General features: G+C 71.0%; 28 protein-coding genes. 16 read left to right on the plus strand and 12 right to left on the minus strand.

The window, feature by feature from the left end:
- Position 1 precedes the first annotated feature (1 nt).
- Positions 2-1,288 (plus strand): lipopolysaccharide biosynthesis protein, encoded by a 1,287-nt coding sequence (locus tag DDE18_RS02335; RefSeq protein WP_165820984.1) that lies wholly within the window; start codon positions 2-4, stop codon positions 1,286-1,288.
- Here DDE18_RS02335 and DDE18_RS02340 read toward each other — a convergent pair.
- From DDE18_RS02340 to DDE18_RS02350, 3 genes are read right to left on the minus strand one after another with little or no spacing between them, the layout of a single operon-like run.
- Positions 1,265-2,329: a glycosyltransferase family 4 protein gene (locus tag DDE18_RS02340; RefSeq protein WP_165820985.1), complete on the minus strand. Its 1,065-nt coding sequence runs from the start codon at positions 2,327-2,329 to the stop codon at positions 1,265-1,267. The genes DDE18_RS02335 and DDE18_RS02340 overlap by 24 nt on opposite strands.
- Entirely contained in the window at positions 2,326-3,063 is a 738-nt protein-coding gene (locus tag DDE18_RS02345) for an FkbM family methyltransferase (RefSeq protein ID WP_165820986.1), read from the minus strand. Before DDE18_RS02345 ends, DDE18_RS02340 begins: the two co-directional genes overlap by 4 nt.
- Positions 3,060-4,199, minus strand: a complete 1,140-nt coding sequence (locus DDE18_RS02350; protein WP_165820987.1) for an acyltransferase family protein — start codon at positions 4,197-4,199, stop codon at positions 3,060-3,062. Before DDE18_RS02350 ends, DDE18_RS02345 begins: the two co-directional genes overlap by 4 nt.
- A 156-nt stretch (positions 4,200-4,355) precedes the next feature.
- On the opposite strand from DDE18_RS02350, the gene DDE18_RS02355 reads away from it, so the two are divergent.
- From DDE18_RS02355 to DDE18_RS02385, 7 genes are all read left to right on the plus strand, one after another.
- Positions 4,356-5,324 (plus strand): NAD-dependent epimerase/dehydratase family protein, encoded by a 969-nt coding sequence (locus tag DDE18_RS02355; protein ID WP_116570991.1) that lies wholly within the window; start codon positions 4,356-4,358, stop codon positions 5,322-5,324.
- A gap of 29 nt (positions 5,325-5,353) precedes the next feature.
- Complete coding sequence (locus tag DDE18_RS02360) at positions 5,354-6,553, plus strand: glycosyltransferase family 4 protein (protein WP_116570992.1); 1,200 nt, start codon at positions 5,354-5,356, stop codon at positions 6,551-6,553.
- Positions 6,550-7,368 carry a class I SAM-dependent methyltransferase gene (locus DDE18_RS02365; protein ID WP_211754369.1) on the plus strand — a complete coding sequence of 273 codons (819 nt, stop codon included), beginning with the start codon at positions 6,550-6,552 and terminating at the stop codon, positions 7,366-7,368. The genes DDE18_RS02360 and DDE18_RS02365 overlap by 4 nt, the downstream gene beginning before the upstream one ends.
- A 267-nt stretch (positions 7,369-7,635) precedes the next feature.
- Positions 7,636-8,157, plus strand: a complete 522-nt coding sequence (locus DDE18_RS02370) for a DUF4395 domain-containing protein (protein ID WP_116570603.1) — start codon at positions 7,636-7,638, stop codon at positions 8,155-8,157.
- 28 nt (positions 8,158-8,185) lie between these two features.
- On the plus strand, positions 8,186-9,034 hold the full coding sequence (locus DDE18_RS02375) for a sulfurtransferase (RefSeq protein WP_116570604.1): 849 nt from the start codon (positions 8,186-8,188) through the stop codon (positions 9,032-9,034).
- 2 nt (positions 9,035-9,036) lie between these two features.
- Positions 9,037-9,333 carry a DUF1416 domain-containing protein gene (locus tag DDE18_RS02380; RefSeq protein ID WP_116570605.1) on the plus strand — a complete coding sequence of 99 codons (297 nt, stop codon included), beginning with the start codon at positions 9,037-9,039 and terminating at the stop codon, positions 9,331-9,333.
- A gap of 182 nt (positions 9,334-9,515) precedes the next feature.
- On the plus strand, positions 9,516-9,803 hold the full coding sequence (locus DDE18_RS02385; protein ID WP_133241131.1) for a hypothetical protein: 288 nt from the start codon (positions 9,516-9,518) through the stop codon (positions 9,801-9,803).
- A 119-nt stretch (positions 9,804-9,922) separates the two neighbouring features.
- On the opposite strand, the gene DDE18_RS02390 is transcribed toward DDE18_RS02385, so the two are convergent.
- The gene (locus tag DDE18_RS02390) at positions 9,923-10,351 is read right to left on the minus strand and encodes an Hsp20/alpha crystallin family protein (protein WP_116570607.1); all 429 of its coding nucleotides are present in this window, start codon (positions 10,349-10,351) and stop codon (positions 9,923-9,925) included.
- Positions 10,352-10,502: 151 nt separating this feature from the next.
- On the opposite strand from DDE18_RS02390, the gene DDE18_RS02395 reads away from it, so the two are divergent.
- Positions 10,503-10,769: a MerR family transcriptional regulator gene (locus DDE18_RS02395; RefSeq protein WP_116570608.1), complete on the plus strand. Its 267-nt coding sequence runs from the start codon at positions 10,503-10,505 to the stop codon at positions 10,767-10,769.
- A 64-nt stretch (positions 10,770-10,833) separates the two neighbouring features.
- On the opposite strand, the gene cysN is transcribed toward DDE18_RS02395, so the two are convergent.
- Together cysN and cysD are read right to left on the minus strand one after the other, a co-directional pair.
- Entirely contained in the window at positions 10,834-12,132 is a 1,299-nt protein-coding gene (gene cysN / locus DDE18_RS02400) for a sulfate adenylyltransferase subunit CysN (protein ID WP_116570609.1), read from the minus strand.
- Positions 12,132-13,046 carry a sulfate adenylyltransferase subunit CysD gene (cysD, locus tag DDE18_RS02405; RefSeq protein WP_116570610.1) on the minus strand — a complete coding sequence of 305 codons (915 nt, stop codon included), beginning with the start codon at positions 13,044-13,046 and terminating at the stop codon, positions 12,132-12,134. The genes cysN and cysD overlap by 1 nt, the downstream gene beginning before the upstream one ends.
- A gap of 175 nt (positions 13,047-13,221) precedes the next feature.
- Here cysD and DDE18_RS02410 point away from each other — a divergent pair, with 175 nt between their 5' ends.
- On the plus strand, positions 13,222-14,355 hold the full coding sequence (locus DDE18_RS02410) for a glycoside hydrolase family 16 protein (protein ID WP_133241132.1): 1,134 nt from the start codon (positions 13,222-13,224) through the stop codon (positions 14,353-14,355).
- Here DDE18_RS02410 and dtd read toward each other — a convergent pair.
- The gene (dtd, locus tag DDE18_RS02415) at positions 14,303-14,743 is read right to left on the minus strand and encodes a D-aminoacyl-tRNA deacylase (protein ID WP_116570612.1); all 441 of its coding nucleotides are present in this window, start codon (positions 14,741-14,743) and stop codon (positions 14,303-14,305) included. The two genes, DDE18_RS02410 and dtd, sit on opposite strands and share 53 nt — an antisense overlap.
- A 101-nt stretch (positions 14,744-14,844) precedes the next feature.
- On the opposite strand from dtd, the gene DDE18_RS02420 reads away from it, so the two are divergent.
- The gene (locus DDE18_RS02420) at positions 14,845-15,681 is read left to right on the plus strand and encodes a beta-keto acid cleavage family enzyme (RefSeq protein ID WP_116570613.1); all 837 of its coding nucleotides are present in this window, start codon (positions 14,845-14,847) and stop codon (positions 15,679-15,681) included.
- 9 nt (positions 15,682-15,690) lie between these two features.
- Here the strand turns inward: DDE18_RS02420 and DDE18_RS02425 are convergent, their stop codons facing one another.
- Positions 15,691-16,698 carry a sulfite exporter TauE/SafE family protein gene (locus DDE18_RS02425; protein WP_116570614.1) on the minus strand — a complete coding sequence of 336 codons (1,008 nt, stop codon included), beginning with the start codon at positions 16,696-16,698 and terminating at the stop codon, positions 15,691-15,693.
- Positions 16,699-16,773: 75 nt separating this feature from the next.
- Positions 16,774-18,039: an adenylyl-sulfate kinase gene (cysC, locus tag DDE18_RS02430; RefSeq protein WP_116570994.1), complete on the minus strand. Its 1,266-nt coding sequence runs from the start codon at positions 18,037-18,039 to the stop codon at positions 16,774-16,776.
- Between the two features lie 40 nt (positions 18,040-18,079).
- On the opposite strand from cysC, the gene DDE18_RS02435 reads away from it, so the two are divergent.
- The 5 genes from DDE18_RS02435 to DDE18_RS02455 all read left to right on the plus strand — a co-directional run bounded on the left by DDE18_RS02435 (position 18,080) and on the right by DDE18_RS02455 (position 21,097).
- Positions 18,080-19,039 (plus strand): asparaginase, encoded by a 960-nt coding sequence (locus tag DDE18_RS02435; RefSeq protein ID WP_116570615.1) that lies wholly within the window; start codon positions 18,080-18,082, stop codon positions 19,037-19,039.
- 78 nt (positions 19,040-19,117) lie between these two features.
- Positions 19,118-19,546 carry a helix-turn-helix domain-containing protein gene (locus tag DDE18_RS02440; RefSeq protein ID WP_116570616.1) on the plus strand — a complete coding sequence of 143 codons (429 nt, stop codon included), beginning with the start codon at positions 19,118-19,120 and terminating at the stop codon, positions 19,544-19,546.
- Positions 19,547-19,592: 46 nt separating this feature from the next.
- Positions 19,593-20,210 (plus strand): hypothetical protein, encoded by a 618-nt coding sequence (locus tag DDE18_RS22745; protein ID WP_165820988.1) that lies wholly within the window; start codon positions 19,593-19,595, stop codon positions 20,208-20,210.
- Positions 20,211-20,314: 104 nt separating this feature from the next.
- On the plus strand, positions 20,315-20,608 hold the full coding sequence (locus DDE18_RS02450; RefSeq protein ID WP_165820989.1) for a DUF2516 family protein: 294 nt from the start codon (positions 20,315-20,317) through the stop codon (positions 20,606-20,608).
- Positions 20,609-20,731: 123 nt separating this feature from the next.
- Positions 20,732-21,097, plus strand: coding sequence for a phosphomannose isomerase type II C-terminal cupin domain (locus tag DDE18_RS02455; RefSeq protein ID WP_116570619.1), 366 nt, complete (start codon positions 20,732-20,734; stop codon positions 21,095-21,097).
- A gap of 183 nt (positions 21,098-21,280) precedes the next feature.
- Here DDE18_RS02455 and DDE18_RS02460 read toward each other — a convergent pair whose 3' ends face one another.
- Genes DDE18_RS02460 through DDE18_RS02470 form a run of 3 tightly spaced genes read right to left on the minus strand, consistent with a single transcriptional unit; the run spans position 21,281 to position 25,661 of the window.
- Entirely contained in the window at positions 21,281-22,690 is a 1,410-nt protein-coding gene (locus tag DDE18_RS02460) for a sugar nucleotide-binding protein (protein ID WP_116570995.1), read from the minus strand.
- A gap of 2 nt (positions 22,691-22,692) precedes the next feature.
- Entirely contained in the window at positions 22,693-23,691 is a 999-nt protein-coding gene (rfbB, locus tag DDE18_RS02465; RefSeq protein WP_116570620.1) for a dTDP-glucose 4,6-dehydratase, read from the minus strand.
- 47 nt (positions 23,692-23,738) lie between these two features.
- On the minus strand, positions 23,739-25,661 hold the full coding sequence (locus DDE18_RS02470; protein WP_133241133.1) for a DUF4012 domain-containing protein: 1,923 nt from the start codon (positions 25,659-25,661) through the stop codon (positions 23,739-23,741).
- Between the last annotated feature and the right edge of the window lie 7 nt (positions 25,662-25,668).

The following is a 25,668-nucleotide window of genomic DNA, read 5'->3' on the forward strand; positions in this document are numbered from 1 at the left end:
CGTGGCCGGGGCTCGCGTGCTCGGGCGCGTGCGCGGCGGTCTGGCACACCCGGCCGCCGCCGTCGTCCGCGGCTCGCTGGTGGCCCAGCTCGCCCTGCTGGTCTCCGGTCCGGTCGTGCTGCGCCTGCTCGGCGTCACCGACCGCGGCGAGCTCGCCCTGGTCTGGGCGGTCGTGCTGCTCGCCTGCCAGGTGGGCGTGCTGGGGCTTCCGGCGGCGGTGACCTGGTACGTCGCGCGCCGGGGGCTGCGGCCCGCCGACCTGCTGACCCGGCTGCAGGCCCGGTTCGCCGGCCAGGTCGCGGCGGTCTCCGCGCTCACCGCTGCCGCCGTGCTGGGGGTGAACCTGCTCGGGCCGCCGCTCGGGCGGCCCTGGCTCCTGGCCGGGGTGGCGGGCCTGGGCGCCGGGGCGGCGATGGTCGCACTCGTCGGGCTCGCCGCCCTCCAGGGCGCCCAGCGCTACCGGCTGCTGGCCTGGCTGCAGCCTGTCCCCGCCGTCTCCTACGCCGTCGCCGTGTGCCTGCTCGCCCTGGCCGGGGTGGGCTCCGTCCCGCTGCTGCTCGCCCTCAACCTCGCCGGCTGGGGACTCGTGGCGGTGGTCTCCGTGGCCGCGGCGAGGCGCCTTCCGGCCGCGGAGCCGGACGGTGTGCTGCCCGACGTGGCCGAGGTCGTGGCGTACGGCCGTCGCTCGCTCGTCGCCACCGCCGCTCCCATCGACACGCTCGGCCTCGAGCAGATCCTCCTCGGGCTCGTCGCGGGGCACCACGCGCTCGGCCTCTTCACGGTCGGCTGGGCGTTCGAGACCGGGCCGGTGGTGGTCCTGGTCGCGTTGGCCGGCTATGCGGGGTCGCGGGTGAGCACGCTGGAGCGTCCCGGTCCGTTCGTACGACGGTGGCTGCTGCGCGGGCTCGCCGTCGGGGTCGCTGCGTGCGTGGCCATCGAGCTGATGCTGGAGCCGGTGCTGCTGTGGGCGTTCGGCCAGGAGGCGGCCCCGGCTGTCCCGCTGGCGCGTGTCCTGGTCGTCGCCGGCGTGGTGCTCGGCTTGCGCCGACTGTCCGCCGCGATCCTGGTCGGCCTGGGCAAGGCGCGGGCCGCCTCGTGGTGCGAGCTGGCCGGCCTGGCCACGATGCTCGCGGGGATGCTGATGCTGCTGCTCCCCCGGTGGACGATCGCCGCGCCCGGCGTGGTGCTGCTGATGGCCGGGGCGGTCGCCCTGTGCGGGCAGCTGGTCGTGCTGGGGCGGGCGCTCTCGCCGGCCCCTGGCGCGCTAGAGCAGCGAGGCGAGGAGTGAGCGGGTCTGCGAGACCGTACGCCGCCAGGTGAAGGTCGCCGCGTGCGTCCGCGCGGCCTGCCGCTGCGCCGGGGAGACGGCGAGCGCGGCCCGGACCGCGGTGGCGAGCGCCCCGGGGGTGAAGCCGGCCAGTTCGAACGCGTGCCCGCCCGCGGCCTCCCGGGTGGCGGGCTCCGGGCCGATCACCACGGGGATGCCGAGCCGCATGGCCTCCACCACCGGCAGCCCGAAGCCCTCGAAGTCGGACGGGAAGACGACCAGCCCCGCCGAGGCCAGGAGCGCCTGGAAGTCGGGCTCGGGGAGGTACGGCGCGAGCTCCACCGTGCTGAGCCCGCGCTCGGTGATCCCGGTGGCGACGGCGTCGCGGTCGGCCCCGACGCCGGTCACCACGAGCCGCGGGGCGTCGGCGCCCAGGGCGGTCCAGCCGTCGAGGACGAGGTCGAGGTTCTTGTTGGGCTGGTGCGCGAATGCGACCGCGTGCCCGCCGGGCCGGTCACCGGCCTGCCACGAGTCGACGTGGTCCGAGCCGTGGTGGGCGACGACCGAGGGCTTGCCGCGGGTCGCGGGGTGCAGGGTGTGCAGGTCGTCGAGGGTGCGCTGGGAGACCGCGCAGAATCCGTCGGCCAGCCGATAGCTCCGGCCGTAGGCCGCGGACCGCTGCCAGCGCCGTATCCTGGAGAACTGCCCCGGGCGCAGCTCGTGCCGCAGGTCGTGGACCACCACGGCCAGCGGCAGGCCCGGATGGCGGAGCGTGGTCGCGGGCAGGGTCGCGAGCACGACGTCGGCGTCCACTGTGCGGGCGAGCCGGGAGACCTCCCGGGTCTGCACCCACGCCCGCCCGACGACGGCGGGGCCCGGCACGGGCACCCGGTGCAGTGTCACGCCGGGCAGGGTGGGGCCGGGCAGCCCCGGATGCTCCTCGCGCACCAGCAGGTGCACCTCGTCCTCGGGGCAGGCGTGGGGCCACGCCTCGACGAGCGCGTCGACGTAGGTCCTGATCCCCCCGAACTCCGCGGCCAGGGCCTCGACCAGCACCCTCATCGGCGCACGAAGAGCGTGTCGCAGAGCAGCAGCCGGCCGTCGTCCCCGCACCGCCCGGCCTCCCAGGTCCATGGCTCGAGGCCGTGCGCCGCGAGCCGCGCGGTCAGCTCGGGGGCCAGCAGCTGGCCGGCATAGAGCTCGACGTGGCACAGCTCGAGCTGCACCGCGGCGACCGAGTCGAGCAGGTCTCCGGTGCCGTCGAGGACCTCGCCCTCGTGCCCTTCGGTGTCGACCTTGAGCAGCAGCCTCGCCGGGGTGAGCCCGTGCGCTGCCACGAGCTCGGCCACCGTGGTCACCGGCACCTCGTGGCGGGTGACCGTCTCGGCAGCGGGGTCGGTCGCGAGCAGGGCGGCGGTGGGGCTGCTCAGCGTGGAGGAGTAGGAGTTGCGGGCCTCGTGCAGGGTCGCCCGGCCGGGCGCCCGCCCGACGGCGGCCGCAAGGACGTCCCAGCGGGGGTCGCCGGCCGCCCGCGCGGTCAGCCGCTCCAGGGCGCTGGGCAGCGGCTCGACCGAGACCACACGCCCGGTGAAGCCAGCCTGGCGCAGCAGCGCGGCGTACTGCCCGACGTTGGCGCCCACGTCGAGGACCTCCGCGATACCGCGGGCGGTGAGTGTACGGCGTACGCGCGAGGCCCAGGGGTCGCGACCCAGGTCGAGGTCGGCCCGGAGCAGCGCGCGGCGGACGCCCAGCTTGGCGCGCTCGCGGACGTCGTAGCGGAGACGCTGGAGGTTCACGCCACCCCCACCGGGACGCGAGGCCGGCGGCCGACCTGGGCGGATCGGCGGGCCGTGGGCTGCTCGACCGTGCGGAAGAGCAGCTCGCCCAGCACCCCGCTCATCGCCGCGGAGAGGATCGTGAGCAGCAGCACATCCAAGGCGATGCTGGGGTCGGGAAGGGGAGCGACCACGAAGCGCCACAGCGCCTCGATCACGACCCCGTGCAGCAAGTAGATCGAGTAGGAGCGGTGACCGATCCACCGCAGTGGCGCGGACGCGAGGGCCCGGCGGGCCGGGTCGGTGCCGGGGCCGAGGTCGCCCAGCAGCAGCAGCCCGACCACGACCGGCGTGAGCACGGCGTCGAGTGCCAGGTAGCGGGAGGCGCCTTCCTGGAGCACGCCACCGGTCGCCAGCACCAAGGCCCCGCCCAGCAGCACGGTGGGGAGCACCTCACGCGCGACCAGCCCCGCGGAGGGGCGCTCCATGCCCTGGCGGCGCAAGCCGGTCGAGAAGGCGAGCACGAAGGAGAGCCCGAGGAACGGCGGCATGTGCTCGGGTGGCCCGCTCAGCGCGATGAGGAGGACCAGCAGTCCGCCGAGAGCCAGGGCGGCCGAGCGCGACCGGAGCACCGCGATCAGCGGGGCCAGGAGGTAGAGGTGGTACTCGAAGGGGACGGTCCACATCGGATGGCTGAAGGTGGCGATGCCCGCGATGTCGGTGAGCATCAGGAAGTTCAGCACCGTCCGGCCCCAGCTCACCGGCAGGCCGACGTCCCAGTGGGTGCCGCCGGGGTGGTCGAGGCCGAGGGCCACCATGGTGCCCAGGGTGAGCAGGAGGGCCGCCCAGTACGTCGGGACCAGCCGCCAGGTGCGCCGGCGCACGAAGAGCCAGGTCTGGGGGAGGATCGCTCCGCCGCGCCAGTGCCGGCCCAGCAGGTAGCCCGACAGCACGATGAACACCAGGACCGCGGAGTGGGCCAGGCCGCCGAGGGCCGTGACGATGGCGGTCGAGCCCAGCCCCGCCGCGGAGCGCACCGTCAGCACGACGTGCCACACGATCACCGCGGCGCATGCGAGCGCCCGGACGCCGTCGGTCCAGGGCAGTGCGGGCGGGCTCGCCGTGGACCGCATCCGGCCCTCCTTGTCGATCCGCACATCCAACATCCGACCGCGGGAGGATGTCACAACTCGATTCGTCTTGTCGGTTTCTTGCCGAAAGGAAGAACCAGCGTGGCAAAGTGACCTCCATTCACGCCGGCCGTTACCCGGGTGACCGGGGATTTTCGTGTACGACGGAGGTATGACGTGTCGGTGGACGTTCTCGTCGCGGGCGGTGGCGGCTTCATCGGAGGACATCTCGTGGCTGACCTGCTCGCACAGGGCAAGTCGGTGCGCAGCGTCGACATCAAGCCGCTGGACGAGTGGCACCAGGTGCATCGCGGTGCCGACAACCAGATCGCGGACCTCTCGCTCCTCGACCAGGCGATAGCGGCCACGCAGGGCGCGCGCGAGGTCTACATGCTCGCCGCGGACATGGGCGGGATGGGCTTCATCGAGCTGCACAAGGCCGCGTGCATGCTGTCGGTGCTGACCAGCACCCACATGCTGCAGGCCGCCCGCCACCACGGCGTCGAGCGCTACTTCTACTCCTCGTCAGCGTGCGTCTACCCCGCCGCGCTGCAGACCGGGTCCGACGTCACCGCCCTCCGCGAGAGCGACGTCTACCCGGCGATGCCCGAGGACGGCTACGGCTGGGAGAAGCTCTTCTCCGAGCGGATGTGCCACCACTTCGAGCAGGACTTCGGCCTGGTCACCCGAGTCGGCCGCTACCACAACGTCTACGGGCCGCACGGCACCTGGGACGGCGGCCGCGAGAAGGCGCCGGCCGCGATCTGCCGCAAGATCGCGATCGCCGAGATCACCGGCGAGCACCGCATCGAGATCTGGGGTGACGGCGAGCAGACGCGCAGCTTCACCTACATCGACGACTGCCTCGAGGGCACCCAGCTGGTGATGGGGGGCGCGAGCAAGGAGCCGGTCAACATCGGCAGCTCCGAGCTGGTCACCATCAACCAGCTGGTCGCGCTCGTCGAGGAGATCGCCGGCATCCGCTGCGACCGCGACTTCCGCCTCGACGCCCCGCTCGGCGTGCGCGGCCGCAACAGCGACAACACCCTGATCCTGGAGCGCTACGGCTGGGCGCCCTCGACCTCGCTCGCTGACGGCATGGAGCGCACCTACCGCTGGGTCCGCGACGAGGTCAAGCGGTCGCTGGGGTGACCGGCGCCGCTCTCCGGGGCGCGCGACGGATGCGAGTCCTGGTCTTCGACTTCTCCGGCCACCCGTTCCAGGCCCAGCTGAGCCGCGAGCTGGCGAGGCGCGGCCACGATGTCGTGCACTCGTGGTCGGCGGCCTACGTCTCCGGCCACGGCCAGCTGACCGCCTCGGAGGACGACACGGTCCGCTACGCCCCGGTCTCCGCCGGGCGCTCGATCGCCAAGACCGACTACGTCCGTCGCTCGCTCCAGGAGCTGAGGATGGGCGTCGACCTGGTCCGCCACGTGCGCCGGGTGCGGCCCGACGTGGTGCTCGTCTCGACCACGCCGGTGCCGATGGCGGTGCTGCTCGCGGCCTTCCTGCGATTGGTGCGGGTGCCGTGGGTGCTGTGGCACCAGGATGTCCAGGCCGACGCCGTACGCCGCCTCGCCGGCACCAAGCTCTCCCGCGCCTTCGCGCTCGCGGCCCGGGTGCTGGAGCTGGGTGAGCGGTTCTCGGCCCGCGCCGCGGCCGCGATCGTCGTGATCACGTCGGCATTCCACTCCGTCCACGAGTCGTGGGGGACCGGCGAGAAGGTCGAAGTGATCCCCAACTGGGCGCCGCTCGACGAGATCGTGCCGGTGCCGCGAGACAACGAGTGGGCGCGCCGCCACGGCCTGGTCGGCGTCCGTACCCTCCTCTACTCCGGCACCCTCGGCCTCAAGCACGACCCGGCCCTGCTGCCCGAGCTCGCGCGCGCCGTCATCGACGACGGCACGCCCGTGCGCCTGGTGGTCGTCAACGAGGGCCCCGCCGTCGACGTCGTACGCCAGCGAGCCACCGAGCTGGACGTGCCGCTCACGCTGCTGCCCTTCCAGCCGTACGACGAGCTGCCGCACGTCCTCGGGTCCGGTGACGTGCTCGTGGTGCTGCTCGAGCAGGACGCGGGGGAGTTCTCCGTGCCGTCGAAGACGCTGTCCTACCTCGCCGCCGGCCGTCCGGTGCTCGGGCTGATGCCGGAGTCCAACCTCGCGGCCGGGCTGGTGCTGGAGGCGGGCGGCTACGTCGCGCCGCCCTCCCGCGAGTCGCTCTCGGGCGCTGCCCGCTGGGTGGGCGGGGTGCTCGCGGATCCCGTCCGGGCTGGCCATCTCGGGGCGGAGTCGCGGCAGCTGGCGGAGCGGGAGTTTGCCCTGGAGAGGTGCGCCGACCGCTTCGAGGAGATCCTGGTCGGGTGTGGAGGGAGGGGCGCGTGAGCCACGACGACGCACGCCTGGAGGCCGTGGTGGCCGCCCAGGACCGCGGCCACGCAGACGGCCACGACTACGCCAAGGGCTCGCCCCACCTGCGGCACACGCACCTGGGCCGGATGATCGAGGAGCGGCTGACGGGCCTGGTCGAGGAGCGCCTCGCGGCGCGGGGTCGGTGTCGGGTGCTCGAGGTGGGCGCCGGTCACGGCACGTTCACCCGCACCCTCGTCCGCGCCGGGGCCGAGGTGACGGTGACCGAGGCGAGCCGGGCGAGCGCCGACCTGCTTTGCGAGGAGTTCGTGGGGTCGGGCAGCGTCGAGGTGCTGCATGACGCCACCGGCGAGCAGGTGCTCGAGCGGGCCGAGCAGTGGGACCTCGCCGTCATGATCGCGGTGCTCCACCACATCCCCGACTACCTCTCCTTCCTCGACCGGCTGTGCGACCGCGTCGCCCCCGGCGGCCTGCTGTTCACGGCGATGGACCCCCTCTACTACCCCCGGATGTCGGGGTGGGCCCATCGCGCCGACAAGGCCGGCTACCTCACCTGGCGGCTGTTCCAGGGCAACTATCGGCGCGGGCTGGCCACGAGATGGCGGCGCCTGCGCGGGATCTACGACGAGACCCAGGAGTCCGACCTCGTCGAATACCACACCGTCCGCCAGGGCGTGGACGAGGAAGCCATCGCCGACCTGCTCGGCTCGCGCTTCGACGCCGTCGAGGTCTTCAGCCACTGGTCACACCAGGCTCCGTTGTTCCAGTGGCTGGGCGACCGCACCTCGATGCGGACCACATTCGGCATCTGCGCTCGCGGAAGACGCTAGCCCGTCTCACGATGCGATCCACCCATCCGGATGGTGAGACGCGGGAATGATGCGAGGCCGCCGACGCCTACAGTCCCTGTCATGTTCTCGACCATGCTGACCAGGCGCCGCGCAGTGGACCACTGCCGCGTGCGCTCGTCGCTGTGTCGAATGCCCTGACGAGCCCGTCGGACGATCCTGCCTCGAGTCCACTCGTTCAGTGGACTATGTGAGCAGCGCCCGGGCTCGTGCCGCAACCAGGCCGACCACTCGATCGCAGGAGCATCCTTGTCCACGGACAGCCAGTCCACGCTCGCCCAGCCCGCCGCCGACGTGCGGCCGGCCGGGATCGACCCGCGCGGGCCCCGGTTCGCCGCAGCCGTGACCTCTGTGGTCCTGGCCGCGGTGCTGCTGCTCGCGCCGCACCCGGTCGGCGTCGCGCTGCTCGGCGTACAGACCGCGGTCTTCGCGGTGGCGGCCCTGCGCGGCGTCGCGAGGTCGCCGTACGCCGCCCTCTACCGGGCGGTCCTGCAGCCCCGCCTCGGCCGCCCCACCGAGCTGGAGGACCCGGCTCCGCCGCGGTTCGCCCAGGCAGTGGGGCTCGCCTTCGCCGCGACCGCCCTGGTCGCCTTCCTCGCCGGCGCCACGCTGGTCGGCCAGGTCGCCGTCGGGCTTGCCCTCGTCGCCGCCCTGCTCAACGCGGTCTTCGCGTTCTGTCTGGGCTGCGAGCTCTACCTCCTCGCGGTCTCGATACGGGCTCGCTTCGCTTCGCCCTACTCGACCACCGACCAAGCAAATACCCACCACTGAGTTTTCACCACCAACAAGGAGCAATCACATGAGTCGCGAGTCTTCGCTCGTCACCGCCCAGTGGGTCGAGGACAACCTCGACACCGACGGCATCGTCCTGATCGAGGTCGACGAGGACACCACGTCCTACGACAAGGGCCATATCCGGGGCGCCATCAAGCTCGACTGGACCACCGACCTCCAGGACCAGGTCCGTCGTGACTTCGTCAACAAGGAGCAGTTCGAGGCCCTGCTGTCCGAGCGCGGCGTGAGCAACGACGACACCGTCGTGCTCTACGGCGGCAACAACAACTGGTTCGCCGCCTACGCCTACTGGTACTTCAAGCTCTACGGCCACCGGGACGTCAAGCTGCTCGACGGCGGCCGCAAGAAGTGGGAGCTCGACTCCCGCGAGCTCGTCTCCGAGCTGCCCCAGCGTGAGAAGACCACCTACACCGCCACCGAGCAGGACCACTCGATCCGCGCCTTCCGCGACGAGGTCGTCGCCGCCATCGGCGCGCAGAACCTGGTCGACGTGCGCAGCCCCGACGAGTACGCCGGTCGCCTCCTCGCCCCGGCCCACCTCCCGCAGGAGCAGGCCCAGCGTGCCGGCCACATCCCGACCGCCGCGAGCGTGCCGTGGAGCAAGGCTGCCAACGACGACGGCACCTTCAAGTCCGACGAGGACCTCAAGCAGATCTACACCGAGGCCGGTGTCGACTGGAGCAAGGACACGATCGCCTACTGCCGCATCGGCGAGCGCTCGAGCCACACCTGGTTCGTGCTCAAGGAGCTGCTCGGCCAGGAGAACGTGAAGAACTACGACGGTTCGTGGACCGAGTACGGCTCCCTCGTGGGCGTGCCCGTGGCCCTCGGCGACGAGCCCGGGGAGGCCTGAGCATGTGCGGAGCAACTGAGGGCGGTCTGTCGCTCGAGGGCGTCAACGTCGCCAAGGAGGCCGTGATCCAGGGCCAGGTGCTGCGCGGCGACGAGCCCGTGCCGAACGCCTACGTGCGCCTGCTCGACAAGTCGGGCGAGTTCACCGCCGAGGTCCCGACCAGCGCCACCGGCCACTTCCGGTTCTTCGCCGGCGACGGCGAGTGGACGCTGCGCACCCTGGCGCCGAAGGCCGACCCGGTCGACACCCGTGTCGTCGCGGCCGTCGGCTCGGTCGCCGAGGTCCAGGTCGCCATCTGATCGCCTCGCTGGTCGAGTAGCCGCCGAGGTACGAATCGGCGTATCGAGACCCGTCACATCCGTCATGCGGATCCGAACCGGTTGGTTCGGGTCCGCATGACGCATTTCACGAGGTGCCCGCGGACGCGCCCTTGGTCGACCGGGAAAACTCCGAGGAGATACCGCTCGACTGAAGGTCGCGCATGACTCCCGGCGTCCCCGGGCACCGCACGTCCATGAGCGACATGGGTGGAATGAGCCAGCAGGAGGCACGCGTCGAGGCCCTGCGGGGCGTGGTCGACCGGGTGAGGTCGTGGCAGGAGACCGCGACCGAGGGGACCATCCACGACGAGCTCGACCACGGGCTCCGCGAGGCAGGGGTGACCCTCACCGACGAGCAGCGGGACGCCGTCGCGCGGCAGATCGCCGACGGCCAGGAGGTCGACGTCGAGGCGCTCGCCGCCGACAGCGAGGCGGGCGGGCCCGCTTGATCGGGCGGCCCGCCCGCCTGGACTGCGACTGCTGAGGGCGAGGCCATCCCCGTGGAATGGCCCCGCCTTCCCCTCGGGTTCCGGTCCCGGGTCCCTACCGACGCAGGACCGGTGACCCCTCAGGCCTCGATCGCGGTGCGCTGCTCGGAGCCGCCGGCCTGGACCTCGATCTTGCGCGGCTTGGCCTTCTCGGCGACCGGCACGCGCAGCTTCAGCACGCCACCGTCGTACGACGCCTCGATGTGCTCGAGGTCGAGGTTGTCGCCGAGCACCAGCTGGCGGCTGAAGACGCCCCGAGGACGCTCGGAGGCGAGCATCTCCCAGTCGCCGTTGTTGGGGACTCGCTCGGCGCGGACGGTCAGGACGTTGCGCTCGACGTCGAGGTCGATGCTGTCCTTGGCGACACCGGGCAGGTCGAACTCGATCATGAAGGTGTCACCCTCACGCCAGGCGTCCATCGGCATCACGGTCGGGCGGTTGGTGGTGCCGAGGAGCTGCTGCGCGAGGCGGTCGAAATCGCGGAACGGGTCAGTAGTACGAAGCAGCATCACGGATCCTCCCTTCGACTCGATTGATGTGCTGCTGCAGTCGAGGTAACCTGAATCAGCGGTTACATATTCCTTATAACGCTGACGGACGGATCAATCAAGACCCAACTTTCCTCGCGGGCGGACTCGAGACCACAGAGAGGAGGACCCGATGCCAGGACCGGACGAGGGTGTCTACGGCATCTCCGTCGCTGCCCGGATGACGTCGATGGACGCGCAGAACCTGCGGGTCTACGAGCGTCGCGGCCTCGTCTCGCCGGACCGTACGCCGGGGGGCACGCGCCTCTACAGCGATGCGGACATCGCCATCCTGCACCGGATCCGGGACCTGCTCGCCGACGGGCTCAACCTCGCCGGGATCGCCAAGGTGCTCGAGCTCGAGGCCGAGCTGTCACGGCTTCGCCGCCGCACGAAGTGAGTGGCGGCCACCCTCAGGGTGACCGCCACTCTCTCGCTCTTGCGTGCGCCGCCGCGAGGCGGACTCAGCTCCCGCTGTTGATCATCCCGGCGCCGACGGTGACGCCGGTCGCCTCGTCGATCAGGATGAACGAGCCGGTGGTCCGGTTCTTCGAGTAGGGGTCGCACAGCAGCGGCACCGTGGTGCGCAGCTGGACGCGGCCGATCTCGTTGAGGCCCAGCTCCTTGGTGTCCTGGTCGCGGTGCAGCGAGTTGACGTCGAGGCGGTACTGGATGTCCTTGACCATGGCGCGCGCGGAGCGGGTCGTGTGCTTGATGGCGAGCTTCTGGCGCGGGCGCAGCGGGTCGTTGGTCATCCAGCAGATCATCGCGTCGATGTCCTGCGAGGGCTTCGGCGCGTTGTTGACCCGGGCGATCATGTCGCCGCGCGAGACGTCGACGTCGTCGGCGAGGCGGACGGTGACCGACATGGGCGGGAACGCCTCGTCGATCTCCTTGTCGAACAGGTCGATGGCCTCGATGGTCGAGGTCATGCCGCTCGGCAGCACGACGACCTCGTCGCCCGGCTTCAGGACGCCGCCGGCGACCTGGCCGGCGTAGCCGCGGTAGTCGTGGTAGTCGTCGGACTTCGGGCGCACGACGTACTGCACCGGGAAGCGGACGTCCACCAGGTCGCGGTCTGACGCGACGTGGACGTGCTCGAGGTGGTGCATCAGCGTGGGGCCGCTGTACCAGGTCATCTTCTCCGAGCGCGTGACGACGTTGTCGCCCTGCAGCGCCGAGATCGGGATGACCTCGAGGTCGGGGATGTTCAGCTTGGTCGCGAACTGCGTGAACTCGTGGTGGATCTTGTCGAAGACCTCCTGCGAGAAGTCCACGAGGTCCATCTTGTTGACCGCGAGCACCAGGTGGGGCACCCGGAGCAGCGACAGCAGTACGGCGTGGCGCCGGGACTGCTCGGTCAGGCCCTGCCGGGCGTCCACGAGCACGAGGCCGAGGTCGGCGGTCGAGGCGCCGGTGACCATGTTGCGCGTGTACTGGATGTGGCCCGGGGTGTCCGCGATGATGAACTTGCGGTTGGGCGTCGCGAAGTAGCGGTAGGCCACGTCGATGGTGATGCCCTGCTCGCGCTCGGAGCGGAGACCGTCGGTCAGCAGCGCGAGGTCGGTGTAGTCGTAGCCCTTGGACTGGCTGGTCGCCTCGACGGCCTCGAGCTGGTCCTCGAAGATCGACTTGGAGTCGAGGAGCAGGCGCCCGATGAGGGTCGACTTGCCGTCGTCGACCGAGCCGGCGGTCGCGAAGCGCAGGAGGTCCATCTGCCGCGGCTTCTCCGCGGTGTAGCCCTCGATGGTGTTGTCGGCCATCAGAAGTAGCCTTCCTTCTTCCGGTCCTCCATGGCAGCCTCGGAGAACTTGTCATCACCACGCGTGGCGCCACGCTCGGTCACGCGGGCAACCGCGATCTCCTCGATGATCTTGTCGATGGTGTCGGCCTCGGACTCCACGCAGCCGGTGAGCGTGAGGTCGCCGACGGTGCGGAAGCGCACGGTCTTCTCCACGACGACCTCGCCGTCCTTGCACGGGTTGAACTCGGACTCCGAGAGCCACATCCCGCCGCGCTGGAACACCCGGCGCTGGTGGGAGTAGTAGATCTCCGGGATGTCGATCTGCTCGCGGCCGATGTAGTGCCAGATGTCCAGCTCGGTCCAGTTGGAGAGCGGGAAGATCCGCATGTGCTCGCCCTCGTGCAGGCGGCCGTTGTAGAGGCTCCAGAGCTCGGGGCGCTGCATCTTCGGGTCCCACTGGCCGAACTCGTCGCGGTGGGAGTAGACGCGCTCCTTGGCGCGGGCCTTCTCCTCGTCGCGGCGGCCGCCACCGAAGGCGGCGGTGAAGCCGTTCTCCTCGATGGCGTTGAGCAGGGTGCCGATCTGGAGGCGGTTGCGGGAGGTCTTGCCGTCGTCGACGACGATGCCGTTCTTGATGGCCTCCTCGACGCTGGCGACGTAGAGCTTGGCGCCCAGCCGGTCGACCCAGCGGTCACGGCAGGCGAGCACCTCGGGGAAGTCGTAGCCCGTGTCCACCTGGAGCAGGGGGAACGGCAGCTTGGCGGGGTAGAACGCCTTCTCCGCGAGGCGGAGCATGACGATGGAGTCCTTGCCGCCGGAGAACATCAGGACCGGCTTCTCGAACTCGGCGGCGACCTCACGGAAGATGTGGATCGACTCGGCCTCGAGCTGGTCGAGCTGACTCAGCTGGTAGTCGGCGTGGGTTTGCGTCATGACGAACGGGGGGCCTCTCCTGTGGACAGCGACCCACATCGTAGCGAGGCCGTCGGGGAACGCCGCATCCGCCGCAGCCCCCGGACAGTCCCGTGGGGAGGCGCGGAATTGGCACGTCCCTGCACCGTTCAGCGAATATGGCCGAATGCGAGCTCCCGGGATCATCCTTGCGCTGGTGCTGACGCTGTCTGCCTGCTCCGGGTCGGACGCCGGGGGGCCGGAGGAGTCCTCGTACGCCGACGGCGAGGGCATCTCGGTCGAGGTGCACCCCCGCCTGGCACACGCCGGTGAGGATCCCGCGCCCGCCGACGCCGCGGCGTACGTCATCGACGCGAAGCTGGACGAGGCCGAGGAGGGCGTCGAGGTCCAGCTCCAGGTCGACGGCGAGGCCGGCTGGACCGTGGTGGACGAGGCCGAGACGGACGCCAAGGGCCGGGCCAGCCTCACCTCCGCCGAGTCGGGCGAGCAGCGGGTAGTGACGACCGATGAGGACAATCCGCTCGGCGTCCACTTCGACCCCGCGGAGGACAGCCCGGCGCCGACCATGACCGACGACTTCGTCGACTCCATCGGCGCGTGGGTCACCAGGGCCCAGGGCTATGCCGGCGTCCGGATGTGCTCCCGCGCGGACGATCGCGCGGTCCGGGTCAAGGACGGCCTGCTGCGGCTCTCAGTCCTCGACGACCCCCAGCGCGGCCTGTGCACGCACAAGGGCGAGCGCTACGCCTACCGTCTCAACGGGCACATCGGCTCGGAGGCCTTCCACATCTTCCGCTTCGGCTATGCGGCGGCCCGCATCCGCTTCCAGTCGCCGCGCGGGCAGCACGGCGCCTTCTGGTTGCAGAGCTACGGCCTCGGCACGCCGGGTCCGGCGAGCCGCACCGGCGCCGAGATCGACGTCATCGAGTACTTCGGCGACGAGCACCCGCAGGGTGGGCTCACCAGCTTCGTCTACTGGACGCCACCCGGCGGCAAGTCTCAGACGCAGGGCAGCTGGATCGCCGACCCCGAGCAGTACGGCGAGGACTGGTCGTCGAAGTTCCACGTCTTCTCGGTCGAGTGGACGCCGAGGGAGTACGTCTTCCGCATCGACGGCGAGATCACCCGCCGGATCCGCGAGGGCGTCTCCGGGCAGCCCGAGTTCCTGATCCTGTCGCTGCTCAGCTCCGACTACGAGCTCCAGCACATCGAGGACGACGAGCTGCCAGTGCACATGGACGTCGACTGGGTGCGCGTCTGGGAGACCCCGAAGACCCTCAAGGGCGAGCGGAAGGCGAGTCGAGGACAAGGGTCACCGGGCCGTCGTTGACCGACTCCACGGCCATGTCGGCCCCGAAGACGCCGCGCTCCACCCGCGCTCCGAGACGCTCCAGCTCGGCGCAGACCGCGTCGTACGCCGGGCGGCCGACGTCGCCCGGAGCAGCGGCCTGCCAGGTCGGGCGGCGGCCCTTGCGGGCGTCGCCGTAGAGCGTGAACTGGCTCACCACGAGCACCGGGGCGCCGACGTCGCTGGCCGACTTCTCGTCGCGCAGCAGGCGCAGGTCCCAGATCTTCCGGGCGGACCAGGCCACCTCCGCGGGCCCGTCGGCGTGCGTGACGCCGAGGTAGACCAGCAGCCCCGGCTCGTCGATGGCGCCGACGATCTTCCCGTCAACCGCGACACTGGCGCGAAGAACTCTCTGCAGGACGGCTCGCACGCGGAAGATCCTTCTGTGAAGATGGTCTCGATACGCTCGCTGCGCTCGCTACTCGACCACCGAGGTTCGCTGCGCTCGCTACTCGACCACCGAGGTTACCCATGACTGTCGCTGCCGACCGCCTCCTCATCACCGTGGCGCCCACCGGCGCCGAGACCAGCAAGGCCGACTGCCCCCAGCTCCCCACCACCCCGGAGGAGATCGCGCACACCGCCGCCGAGTGCGAGGCCGCCGGCGCGGCCATGATCCACATCCACGTCCGGGACGGGGAGCACGCGCCCACGCTCGACCTCGCGCTGCTCAAGGAGTGGGTCGCGGCCGTCCGCGAGTCCTCGAGCCTCGTCGTACAGCTCTCCACGGGGGGCTCGGTCCACGACCCGCTCGACGCCCGGCTGCGCGTCCTCGAGGCCGAGCCGGACTCGTGCAGCCTCACCATGGGCACGACCAACTTCGGCGACGACGTCTTCCTCAACCCGTGGCCCTTCGTCCGCGAGCTCTACCAGGCGGCCGTGGAGCGGGGCATCGTGCCGGAGTTCGAGCTCTTCGACCTCGGCCAGGTGCACGCCCTCGGCCGGCTGCTCGCCCTGCACGGCCCGCCGTCGGGGGGCAAGGTGCACTGCGACTTCGTGATGGGCGTGCCCGGTGGCATGCCCGGTACGACGCCCGCGCTGGTCGCCGGTGTCGCAGCCCTGCCCGACGGCGTGACGTCCTGGTCGGCCACCGGCATCGGGCGCTCCACCCTGGCCGTCGCGATGGCATCGCTCTCCATGGGCGGTCACCTGCGGGTCGGCATGGAGGATGTGCTCACGATCGCGCGCGGCGTGCCGGTGAAGTCCAACGCCGAGCTGGTGTCCCGGGCCGTGGCGCTCGGTGAGCTGGCGCAGCGGACGCCGATGACGCCTGCCGAGTGCCGCGAGCTGCTGGGGCTGCCTGCCTGAGCCGCAGGGTCAGGAGTCGGCGCGCTTCATCCCGACCAGGCCGGGTTCGAAGTCCGGATCCTCGAGCTGGGCGATGGTGGGAGAGCCGAACATGGGCAGTCCCTGGGACTTGCGGATGAAGCCCCACACGATCGGCAGCACGACCAGCACGGCGAGACCGACGCCCGCGATGAGGAACGGGTGGGTCTCGTCCTTGCCCAGCGGCGCCCAGCCGGACTTGTCTAGGAGGGCCACGCCGCTCATCGTCAGCACGACGACGATGCCGCGCCGGATGATCGACTGCGGCACGCGAGGGGCGAGCGCGGCGCCCAGGAGGGTGCCGGGGACCGACCCGAGGATCAGGGGGACCAGGATCGCCCAGTCGATGCCGTGCAAGGCGATGTTGGAGATGGCGGCAGCCATCACCAGGGGGACCGCCTGGACGAGGTCGGTGCCGACCAGCTTCACCGCCGACAGGCCGGGGTAGAGCATCAGCAGGGCGATCATGATCACCGAGCCCGAGCCGACGCTGGTGATGCCGACGAGCAGGCCCCCGAGCATGCCCACGAGCAACGTCGGGACGACCCGGATCGTGGGGTCGTCGTCGTGGACGTGCGTCCCGGAGCGGACGCGGAGGAGGTTGACGTAGAGCCGCAGGGCGTACGTGGCCGCCGCGAGCAGCAGCGCGAAGCCGATGCAGATCACCAGCACGTGGTTGAGCTGGTCGACGTCGTCGGTGAACCAGGCGACCAGGTGGGGCCCCAGCAATGCCATCGGGATCGACCCGATCATCAGCCACTTGGCCAGCTGCATGTTGGGGGAGCCCTCGCGCTTGTGCACGATGGCGCCGCCGGTCTTGTAGACCGCAGCCGCGGTCAGGTCCGCGGTGACCACGGTCGCGGCCTCGCCGACGCCGAGGAAGAGGAGGGCCGGCGTCATCAGGGCCCCGCCGCCCATGCCGGTCAGGCCGACGACGACGCCGACGAGGAAGCCGGCGATCAGGATCGACAGCGCCGTCATGGTGACCAGGTCAGCCATCTGACCCTCCTTCGACCAGTGCGGGAACAATGGCGAGCAACCTACTAGAGATTGTGTGCGCCGCCTCTTCGGCGGTCATCTCAGGTCCAGGTAGCCCTCGGCGCACAAGGCCTTGAGCACGTCGTCGAGGGCGTCCTCGATCGTGCGGCCGGTGGTGTCGACGTGTACGGCGGCGTCGTCGGGCTCCTCGTAGGGCGAGCTGATCCCGGTGAACTCGGGGATCTCGCCGCGGCGGGCCCTGGCGTAGAGCCCCTTGCGGTCGCGGCGCTCGCACTCATCCAGCGGGGTGGCGACGTGCACGAGGAAGAACGCGCCGCCGGCGTCCTCCACCATCTGGCGCACCTGGGCGCGGGTCTCGGCGAAGGGGGCGATGGGGGAGCAGATCGCGACCCCGCCGTGGCGGGCGATCTCGGCGGCGACCCAGCCGATCCGGCGGATGTTGGTCTCGCGGTCGGCCTTGGAGAAGCTCAGGCCGGCCGAGAGGTTCCGGCGTACGACGTCGCCGTCGAGGCTGGTCACCGAGCGCTCGCCCTGCTCCAGCAGCCTGTCCATCAGCGCGCGGGCCAGGGTCGACTTGCCGCTCCCGGAGAGCCCGGTGAAGAAGAGGACCAGCCCCTGCTCGTCGGGCGCGGGCCGGTCGCGGTCGACGATGGCCTGGATGGCGGGCGGGTAGGCCTCGACCTCGCTCGACCGCCCGAGGTCGGCTGGTCGAGCGAGGTCTGCTGGTCGAGCGAGGTCGGCCGGTCGAGCGGAGTCGAGACCACCGGCCAGGGCGTGGACGGGGTCGGGGCCCGCGTAGCTGGCCACCACCTGCACGCCCAGGTCGTGGTCTGCCTGCGCGTCACCATGGTCGGCGAGGGGTGCGGCGACCACCTCGGCGTCGTCGAGCAGGGCGGCCGCGGCGAGGGTGGCGCGTACCAGCGCGACGGGCGACAGCCCGGCCGTGCGGTGGCCGGCGAGTGCGAGCAGGACAACGGGGCCCAGGCGGCGTACCTCCTCGATCTCCGCCTCGGTGAGGGCGTCGGCGACGGGGACGAACGTGCGCCCGGCGTGTGCTTCGCGGACCTGCGCGGGAGAGAGGTAGAGGCGTCGGAAGGGGCCGTACTGGGCGTGGGTGAGCGGGGTGACCGCACCGGTGAGGGTCTCTACCCGGGCGAGCGGCAGGCCCTCGGGGTCGACCAGCTCGACGACGTCGGCCTGGGCCAGCTCGCCGGGCAGGTCGAGCGTGACCACGCTGCCGGGCTCGTTGAAGCTGGTGAGCGGGGCGAGTGCCCCGGTCGTGAGCAGCTCGAGGTCGTCGAGCTCGCGGGGGGAGGGGCAGTGCTGGGGAGGCGTCGACACGGCGGCCATCCTCTCACTGCCCACGGATAGGTTGTAGGCCATGTCGAGTCCTGTCGTGGTGGCCGAGATCGTGCGTTCGGGCTTCGTGGAGGGCCACCACTACGGCTCGGTGGTCGCGCTGGCGCCGGACGGCTCGGTGGAGTGGTCGGTGGGGGCGGTCGACACCGCGATGCTGCCGCGCTCGTGCAACAAGCCGCTCCAGGTCGTCGGGATGGTCGAGATGGGCCTCGACCTGCCTCCGGAGCTCCTGGCCCTCGCGTGCGCCTCGCACTCCGGGGAGCCGTTCCACGTCGAGGGCGTCCGGCGGATCCTCGACTCGGCCGGGCTCGACGAGCGGGCCCTGCAGACTCCGCCGGACTGGCCGCTCGACGACGCGGCCCGGGACGACGTGATCCGGGGCGGCGGCGAGAAGTCGCGGATCCTGATGAACTGCTCGGGCAAGCACGCCGCGATGCTCGCCACCTGTGTCGTCAACGGCTGGGACGCCAGGGCCTATCTCGTCCACGACCACCCGCTGCAGAAGGGCATCCTCGAGACGTTCGGCCGCCTCACCGGCGAGCACGTCGACACCGTTGCCGTCGACGGCTGCGGCGCCCCGCTGCTGTCGACGTCGCTCACCGGGCTGGCGCGCGCGTTCCGCTCCCTCGCCGTTGCCGAGTCCGGATCGGGACGCCGGGTGGCCGAGGCCATCCGCATGCACCCGGCGTACGTCTCGGGGACCCGGCGCGACGAGCTCACGCTGCTCACCGCGCTGCCTGGTGCGATCGGCAAGGCGGGAGCGGAGTCCTGCTACGCCGTCGCGCTGCCGGACGGGCGCGCCTTCGCGCTGAAGACCGACGACGGCGCACCGCGGGCTCGGCCGGTGCTGATGGCGGCAGCCCTGGAGCGGTCGGGGGTGCTGGAGTTCCCCGGCGTGGACGCGGCGGCCGTCCGGCGTACGGGCACTCACACCCTGCTCGGCGGGGGCCGGCCGGTGGGGGAGGTCCGCGCGGTCTTCTGAGGTTCTGGTCGCCGGCTGTGCGGGCAATCACAAACTCTCAGTTTGCATAGTGCTAACAAGTGTTAGCACTATGGAGGCATGGCACGGGACAAGAGTGGCAAGAACGGCGGCAAGAGCGTCGTCGGGTCACTGGGCGACACCCTCAGGGAGCACCGGCTCGCGATGCGCCTCTCCTTGCGGCAGCTCGCCGAGCAGGTCGGGGTCAGCAACCCCTACCTGAGCCAGATCGAGCGTGGGCTCCGCCGGCCGTCGGCCGAGGTGCTCCAGCAGATCGCCAAGGCGCTGCGCATCTCCGCCGACCAGCTCTACATCCAGGCGGGCATCGTCAACCCCGCCCGCGGAGCCGGGAGCTCGGTCGAGCTGGCGATCCTCGCGGACACCGGACTCACGGAGCGCCAGAAGCAGTCCCTGCTCGACGTCTACGCCTCCTTCCTCGCCCTGAACGGTGAGCGGGCGGCCGACGACGGCCCCTCCCCCGACAGTCCTGAGGCACCCACGCAGGACTGAACCCCGACCCGGCCACCAGGGTCGGGCACACCCAGAAGGAGAAGACATGGCGAAGGCCAAGTTCGACATCAAGACCGAGGCGATCAAGCCGTTCTACGCCGGCGCCGGCGCCACCGACCTCGCTGTCGAGAAGGTGCGCGACTACGTCACCGGTGCGCAGAAGAAGCTCACGGACGTGCAGGCCGACGTGACCGCGAAGGTCGCCGACGTGCAGAAGAGCGTCACGGAGCTCGAGCCCAGGACCCTCCGCAGCCAGGCGAAGACCGTCGTCAACGCCCGCGTCGAGGCGCTCAGCACCGAGGCCAAGGCCCGCCGCGCCGCCATCGAGAGGCGCATCGCCGGGCTGCAGTCCGAGGCCAAGACCGTCCCGGCCAAGGTCCAGGCCCGCGTCGACGAGAACGTCTCCGCTGCCACCGGGACCTACACCGACCTGGTCAAGCGTGGCGAGTCGTTCGTCGGGCGCCTCCGTGGCCAGCAGCCGGTGAAGCCGGCCGCGCGGAAGGCTCCCGCCAAGACCGCCGCGAAGCCCACGGCGAAGAAGGCTCCGGCCAAGAAGGCCCCGGCCGCCAAGAAGGCTCCGGCCGCGAAGGCGCCCGCCGCCAATCAGGCCGCGGCCACGACGGCGCCCGCCGCCAAGCAGGCCCCGACCGCGTCGGCCAACTGAAGGACTGACGAGGAGCAACTGCTGCTCTTCTGACGACAGGAGAGGACCCCCGGGCGCTTGTGGCCCGGGGGTCCTTTCTGCTCCGGCTCGCATACGCTATGGGTGTGAACGTCTTCGTGGTCCAGGACTACGTCTCCCTGGTCGTGCTGGTGGTGCTGCTGGCGGTGAAGGGGTTTGCCTTCGTCAACTCGCTGCTCTGGTCCCCCCAGGCCTACGAGGCCGCGGGCAAGCTCACCAAGCCGGCGTGGGTGGCCATCACCGGCCTCGGGTTCGCCGCCCAGCTGCTGATGCTCACGTCCTCGCCGCTCAACCTGATCCACCTGGCCTTCACGATCGCTGCGTTCGTGTACCTCGCCGACGTCCGGCCCGCGCTTGCGGAGGTCACCAGCCGGCACTGAGGCTGCCTTGAGACCAGCGCGCACAGGTCATGTGACACACCCCCATCAGGAGCCGGTGGGGGCGCGCGGATACGGTTAGGCTCTTCGGTGACCACATCAGATCGGACGGGGAGAACTGACCGCATGCCGCACGACTTCGAAGAGCGTCCGTGGGGCTCTTGGCACGTCATCGACGAGGGCCAGGGCTACAAGGTGAAGCGCATACACGTGAAGCCGGGTCAGCGCCTGTCCTACCAGACGCACGAGCACCGCTCGGAGCACTGGGTGGTCATCTTCGGCATCGCCACCTGCATCGTCGAGGGCGAGACCATCGTGGCCGGCCCCGGCCAGTCTGTCGACGTTCCCCTGGGTGCCGCGCACCGGATCACCAACCAGCACGCCGAGGAACTCGTGATCATCGAGGTGCAGCGCGGCGCCTACACCGGCGAGGACGACATCTGCCGCCTCGAGGACGACTACGGCCGCAGCGAGGTCCCGGCCGCCAAGTGACGTTGAGTGGTCACGCGACGCGCACGCGGTACGCGACCACGTCCTTCAGCGCGGCCCGCACGTAGTCGTACCGGTGCATCACGTCGCCCCGGGCGGTCGCCGGACGTCGAACTGCCGACGCCAGCGGACCAGGATGGTTTCGAGACGGGACTTCGTCCCTCCTCAACCACCGACGGCGTGGTCCTACTCGACCACCGGACTCTTCAGATAGCGGTCGAGAGCGAGCATGGCGTCCTCGGGCTCGAACCCGGTCGCCCGGATCTTCTCCAGCGACATGGCGCTCTGGAGCGGTCGCGGGGCGAGGTCCTTGCCCGCGGCATACTCCTCCGTCGTCGTGAGAGTGACGTCGTCGGCGCTGCGGCCGCAGCGCTCGAAGACCGCCTTCGCGATCTCGGCCCACGACATCGCCGGGCCACCGTTGGAGATGTTGTAGGTGCCCCACGCCGCGCCCGAGTCGACCAGGTGGCGGGTCGCGCGCGCCAGCTCGCCGGTGAAGGTGAGCCGCCCGACCTGGTCGGAGACCACGCTGGGGGAGACACCCTTCTCGGCCAGGGCCTGCATGGTGCGGACGAAGTTCTTGCCCTCGCCGATCACCCACGAGGTGCGGAGCACGTAGTGGCGCGGCGCCAGGCCGACGGCGATGTCGCCCGCGGCCTTGGTCTGCGCGTAGACGCCCAGCGGTGAGAGCGGCTCGTCCTCGGTGTGGTCGGGCGCGGTCCCGTCGAAGACGTACTCGCTCGAGTAGTGCACCAGCGTGAAACCGTGCTCCCGGGCCAGCCGGGCCAGGGTCGCGGGCGCCGTGGCGTTGGCGGCCCACGCCGTACGACGCCCGTCGGCCGTCTCGGCGGCGTCGACCGCGGTGTACGCCGCGGCGTTGAGGACGAGGGCGTACTCGTGCCACGGCCAGGCCGCGACCGCCTCGGTGTCGGTGAGGTCGAGCGTGGCGACGCCGTCGCCGGAGACCAGGTCGATGAGGTCGGAGCCGGGATACTCGGCCTGCAGGGCGCGGCCGAGCTGGCCGAGGGCGCCGATGATGAGCGTCTTCTTCGGCTTCATCGGCGTGACGTCCGCCAGGCGCGGGTTGTTGAGGTCCTTCTCGGAGATCTCCGCCTGGTCGAGGGGGATCGGCCACGGGATGGCGACCGTCTCGTCGGCGAGGTTGAGCGCCGGGTAGGGCGTGGCCGGGCGCCAGTGCTCGTTGACGAGATAGGTGTAGGCGACCCCGTCTTCGAGCGTCTGGTAGCTGTTGCCGACGCCGCGCGGGACGAAGACCGCGATGTCGGGCGTGAGCTCGATCGTGAAGACGGCGCCGAAGGTGTCGCCCTCGCGCATGTCCACCCACGCGCAGAAGGCACGGCCGTTGGCGACGGAGACGAACTTGTCCCACGGCTCGGTGTGGATGCCCCGCGTGGCGCCCCTCGCGGCGTTGAAGGAGATGTTGTTCTGCACCGGCCCGAAGTCGGGGAGGCCGAGGGCGACCATCTTCTCGCGCTGCCAGTTCTCCTTGAACCAGCCGCGGGAGTCCTCGCGCAGGTCGAGCCGGAGGACGACGAGGCCAGGAATCGGGGTGGTCTCCAGGCGGGGGAGGTCCACCGTCACTGGCCCTTCGCGGCGTACGTCGCCTCGACGGCGTCCTTGTGGGGACGCCACCAGTCCTCGTGGGCCCGGTACCACTCGATGGTGTTCTCCAGGCCGGACTCGAAGTCCTGGAACTGCGGCTGCCAGCCGAGCTCCTGGCGGAGCTTGCCCGACTCGATGGCGTAGCGCAGGTCGTGGCCGGCTCGGTCGGTCACGTGGTCGAAGGCGTCCTCCGGCTGGCCCATCAGCTTGAGGATCAGCCGGACCACCTCGAGGTTGTTCTTCTCGCCGTCGGCGCCGATCAGGTAGGTCTCGCCGATGCGGCCCTTGGTCAGGATCGTCCAGACCGCGCTGGAGTGGTCGTCGGCGTGGATCCAGTCGCGCACGTTCGCGCCCGAGCCGTAGAGCTTGGGCCGGATCCCGTCGATCACGTTGGTGATCTGGCGGGGGATGAACTTCTCGATGTGCTGCCACGGGCCGTAGTTGTTGGAGCAGTTGGACACCGTCGCCTGCACCCCGAAGGAGCGCACCCAGGCGCGCACCAGGTGGTCGGAGCCCGCCTTGGACGCGGAGTAGGGGCTGGACGGGTTGTAGGGCGTCTCCTCGGTGAACCGCTTGGGGTCGTCGAGCTCCAGGTCGCCGTAGACCTCGTCGGTGGACACGTGGTGGAGGCGCTTCTCGTGCCTGCGCACCGCCTCGAGGATCGTGAACGTGCCGAGGATGTTGGTCTTGACGAACGGGCTCGGGTCGTTGAGCGAGTTGTCGTTGTGCGACTCGGCGGCGTAGTGGACGACCGCGTCGTGCGCTGCGACCAGCGGGTCGACCACGTCGGCGTCCGCGATGTCGCCGACGACCAGCGAGACCCGGTCCTCGGGGAGCCCGGCGAGGGACTCCTTGCTCGCGGCGTAGGTCAGCTTGTCCAGCACGGTGATCGTGACGTCCGTGTGCTCGACGAGGTGGTGGACGAAGTTGGAGCCGATGAAGCCGGCGCCGCCGGTGACGAGGAGTCGATCCATGCGGGCGAGTCTAGGGTCTCGATACGCCTCCCCCGTTCCTCGGTCGGCTACTCGACCTCCGGGGCGGTCGGCGTGGCGCGGAGCTCGAAGCGGGGGGACGCCACGAGCGCGGGGCCGCCCCACATGGCGGTGCGGGCGTTCTTCGCGACCCAACCCTCGGGCAGGTCGGTGGGGGTGTGGCCCGCGGGGAAGCGCACCGTCACCGCAATCCCCTGCGGGCGCACCATGCCCTGCGGGTCGACGTCGAGCCCGTAGGTGAGGCCGCCGTCCTCCTCGACGACGGCGGCCGACGGCACGTCGTACACCAGTCGCACGGTGTGCCGCTGCTGCGGCGCGAAGACGACCGTGCGCCGCACGAAAGGCCGCCCGAAGTAGTCGCCGACGTTGTACTCGAAGGGAACGCCGTCGACGCTCGCGCTGCGCACCTCGGTGCCCTTCGGGAGGAACGTGCCGACCGACGCGTGCAGCCAGCGGGTGAAGTAGCCCTCGCGCGGGTCCGCGCCGTCGAACGCGTACGCCGGGGTGTCGTTGTGGATGTCGACCTCGAGCTCGACCCGGGCGCTGCCGTCCTCGGCGAGCCTGACCCGGGACCTGAGGGTGCGTGACTGGTAGTAGTCCGTCTTGCTGGGCACGGCGTTCTGCGTGAACACGCCCAGGTAGTCGTGGTCGGTGTCGGAGAGGTCGCCGGTCACTCCCAGCCGGTCGAAGGCGGCCTGCACGTCGTCGTCCCGGAAGAAGACGGCGAAGTGGCGGCCCTGCGCCATCTCGTGCAGCACCCGCGCCTTGGCGGCGAGCTGGCCACCGTCGAAGAGCCGCTCGTGGAAGAGGGGGACGAGGCTCGCGTTGATCGTGTGCCGGATGTAGGGGTTGGGGATGTTGTCGTAGTTGCCGATCAGGATGTGTGCCAGGTTGGCCGCGTCGACCGTGCCGTAGCCCTCGACGGCCATCGGTCCGGTGATCTCGGCCAGCCGCGCGAGCGTCATCACGTCGACGGCGATCACGCCGGCGCCCTGCACGCCGTAGAGGCTCCGCCACGCGTTGAGAAGCTCCTCCCCGGCGACCGGCCAGGACGGCGCCATCGTCGCGGTCGCGACACGCAGGCGCCCGCGGTGGAACGGGTTGCCCTCCACCTTCTTCCAGAAGCGCGGCACGAAGTCTTCGCCGTTGTCGGCCGTGTCGACAGTCTCGCCCATCTCTATCCGGCCGTCGTCGACCGTCAGCGGCGCGAAGCTCAGCGGCGTGCCACCGGAATAGAGCAGCTCGGCGGGGTTGAGGATCGCGATGACGTAGCGACGTGGGCCTTCGGCGCCGAGCATCGCCGGAAGCCGGGGGAGCAGCGGTCGGAGGTCCTCGGCCGCGTCGTCGAGTGGGACCAGCTCGGCGAGCGCGTCGTCGCGGGCGTCGGCCACTGCGTCACCGAGGACCACCCCGTCACCGCGGACCGCCTCGAGCGACTCGCGTGCGCGGTCGAGTCGGGTGACCACATCGTCCGCTTCGTCGATGACCCGTTCCAGCAACGCCAGGTCGACCTGCTTGCCGTCGAAGAGCTGTGATTCCTCGCCGGCCATCTCCGGCCACAGCTCCAGGCCGCTCCCGGCCACCGCCACGACGTCTGCCAGCGCAGCGCCGAAGCGCCTCCCGTCGGTCAGCGCGGTGCCGAAGCCCGGCACCCGTCCCCAGGCGTCACCGACCGGGCTGTCCACGATCGTGCGAAAGTCGTGCACCTGGTCCCGGGCCTCGGCGACCGCCGCTCGGGCGGCGTCCTCGTCACCGTCCTGCAGTGCGACCTTGACCGCGACCAGGGAGTCGCGCGCGGCGTTGCCGAGCAGCCAGGCCCTGGCCAGCGGCAACAGTGCCAGTCCCACCAGCAGGCCGACAAGCAGGGCGAGGACCCAGCCGACCGGCCACGATCCCAGCCGCCGCGGGCGCGCCTTCCTCGAGGTGCGGGTGGCAGGGGCGGGCGCGGACACGGGCGTC

It is taken from the genome of Nocardioides gansuensis (genome assembly GCF_003076135.1).
GTDB lineage: Bacteria > Actinomycetota > Actinomycetes > Propionibacteriales > Nocardioidaceae > Nocardioides > Nocardioides gansuensis.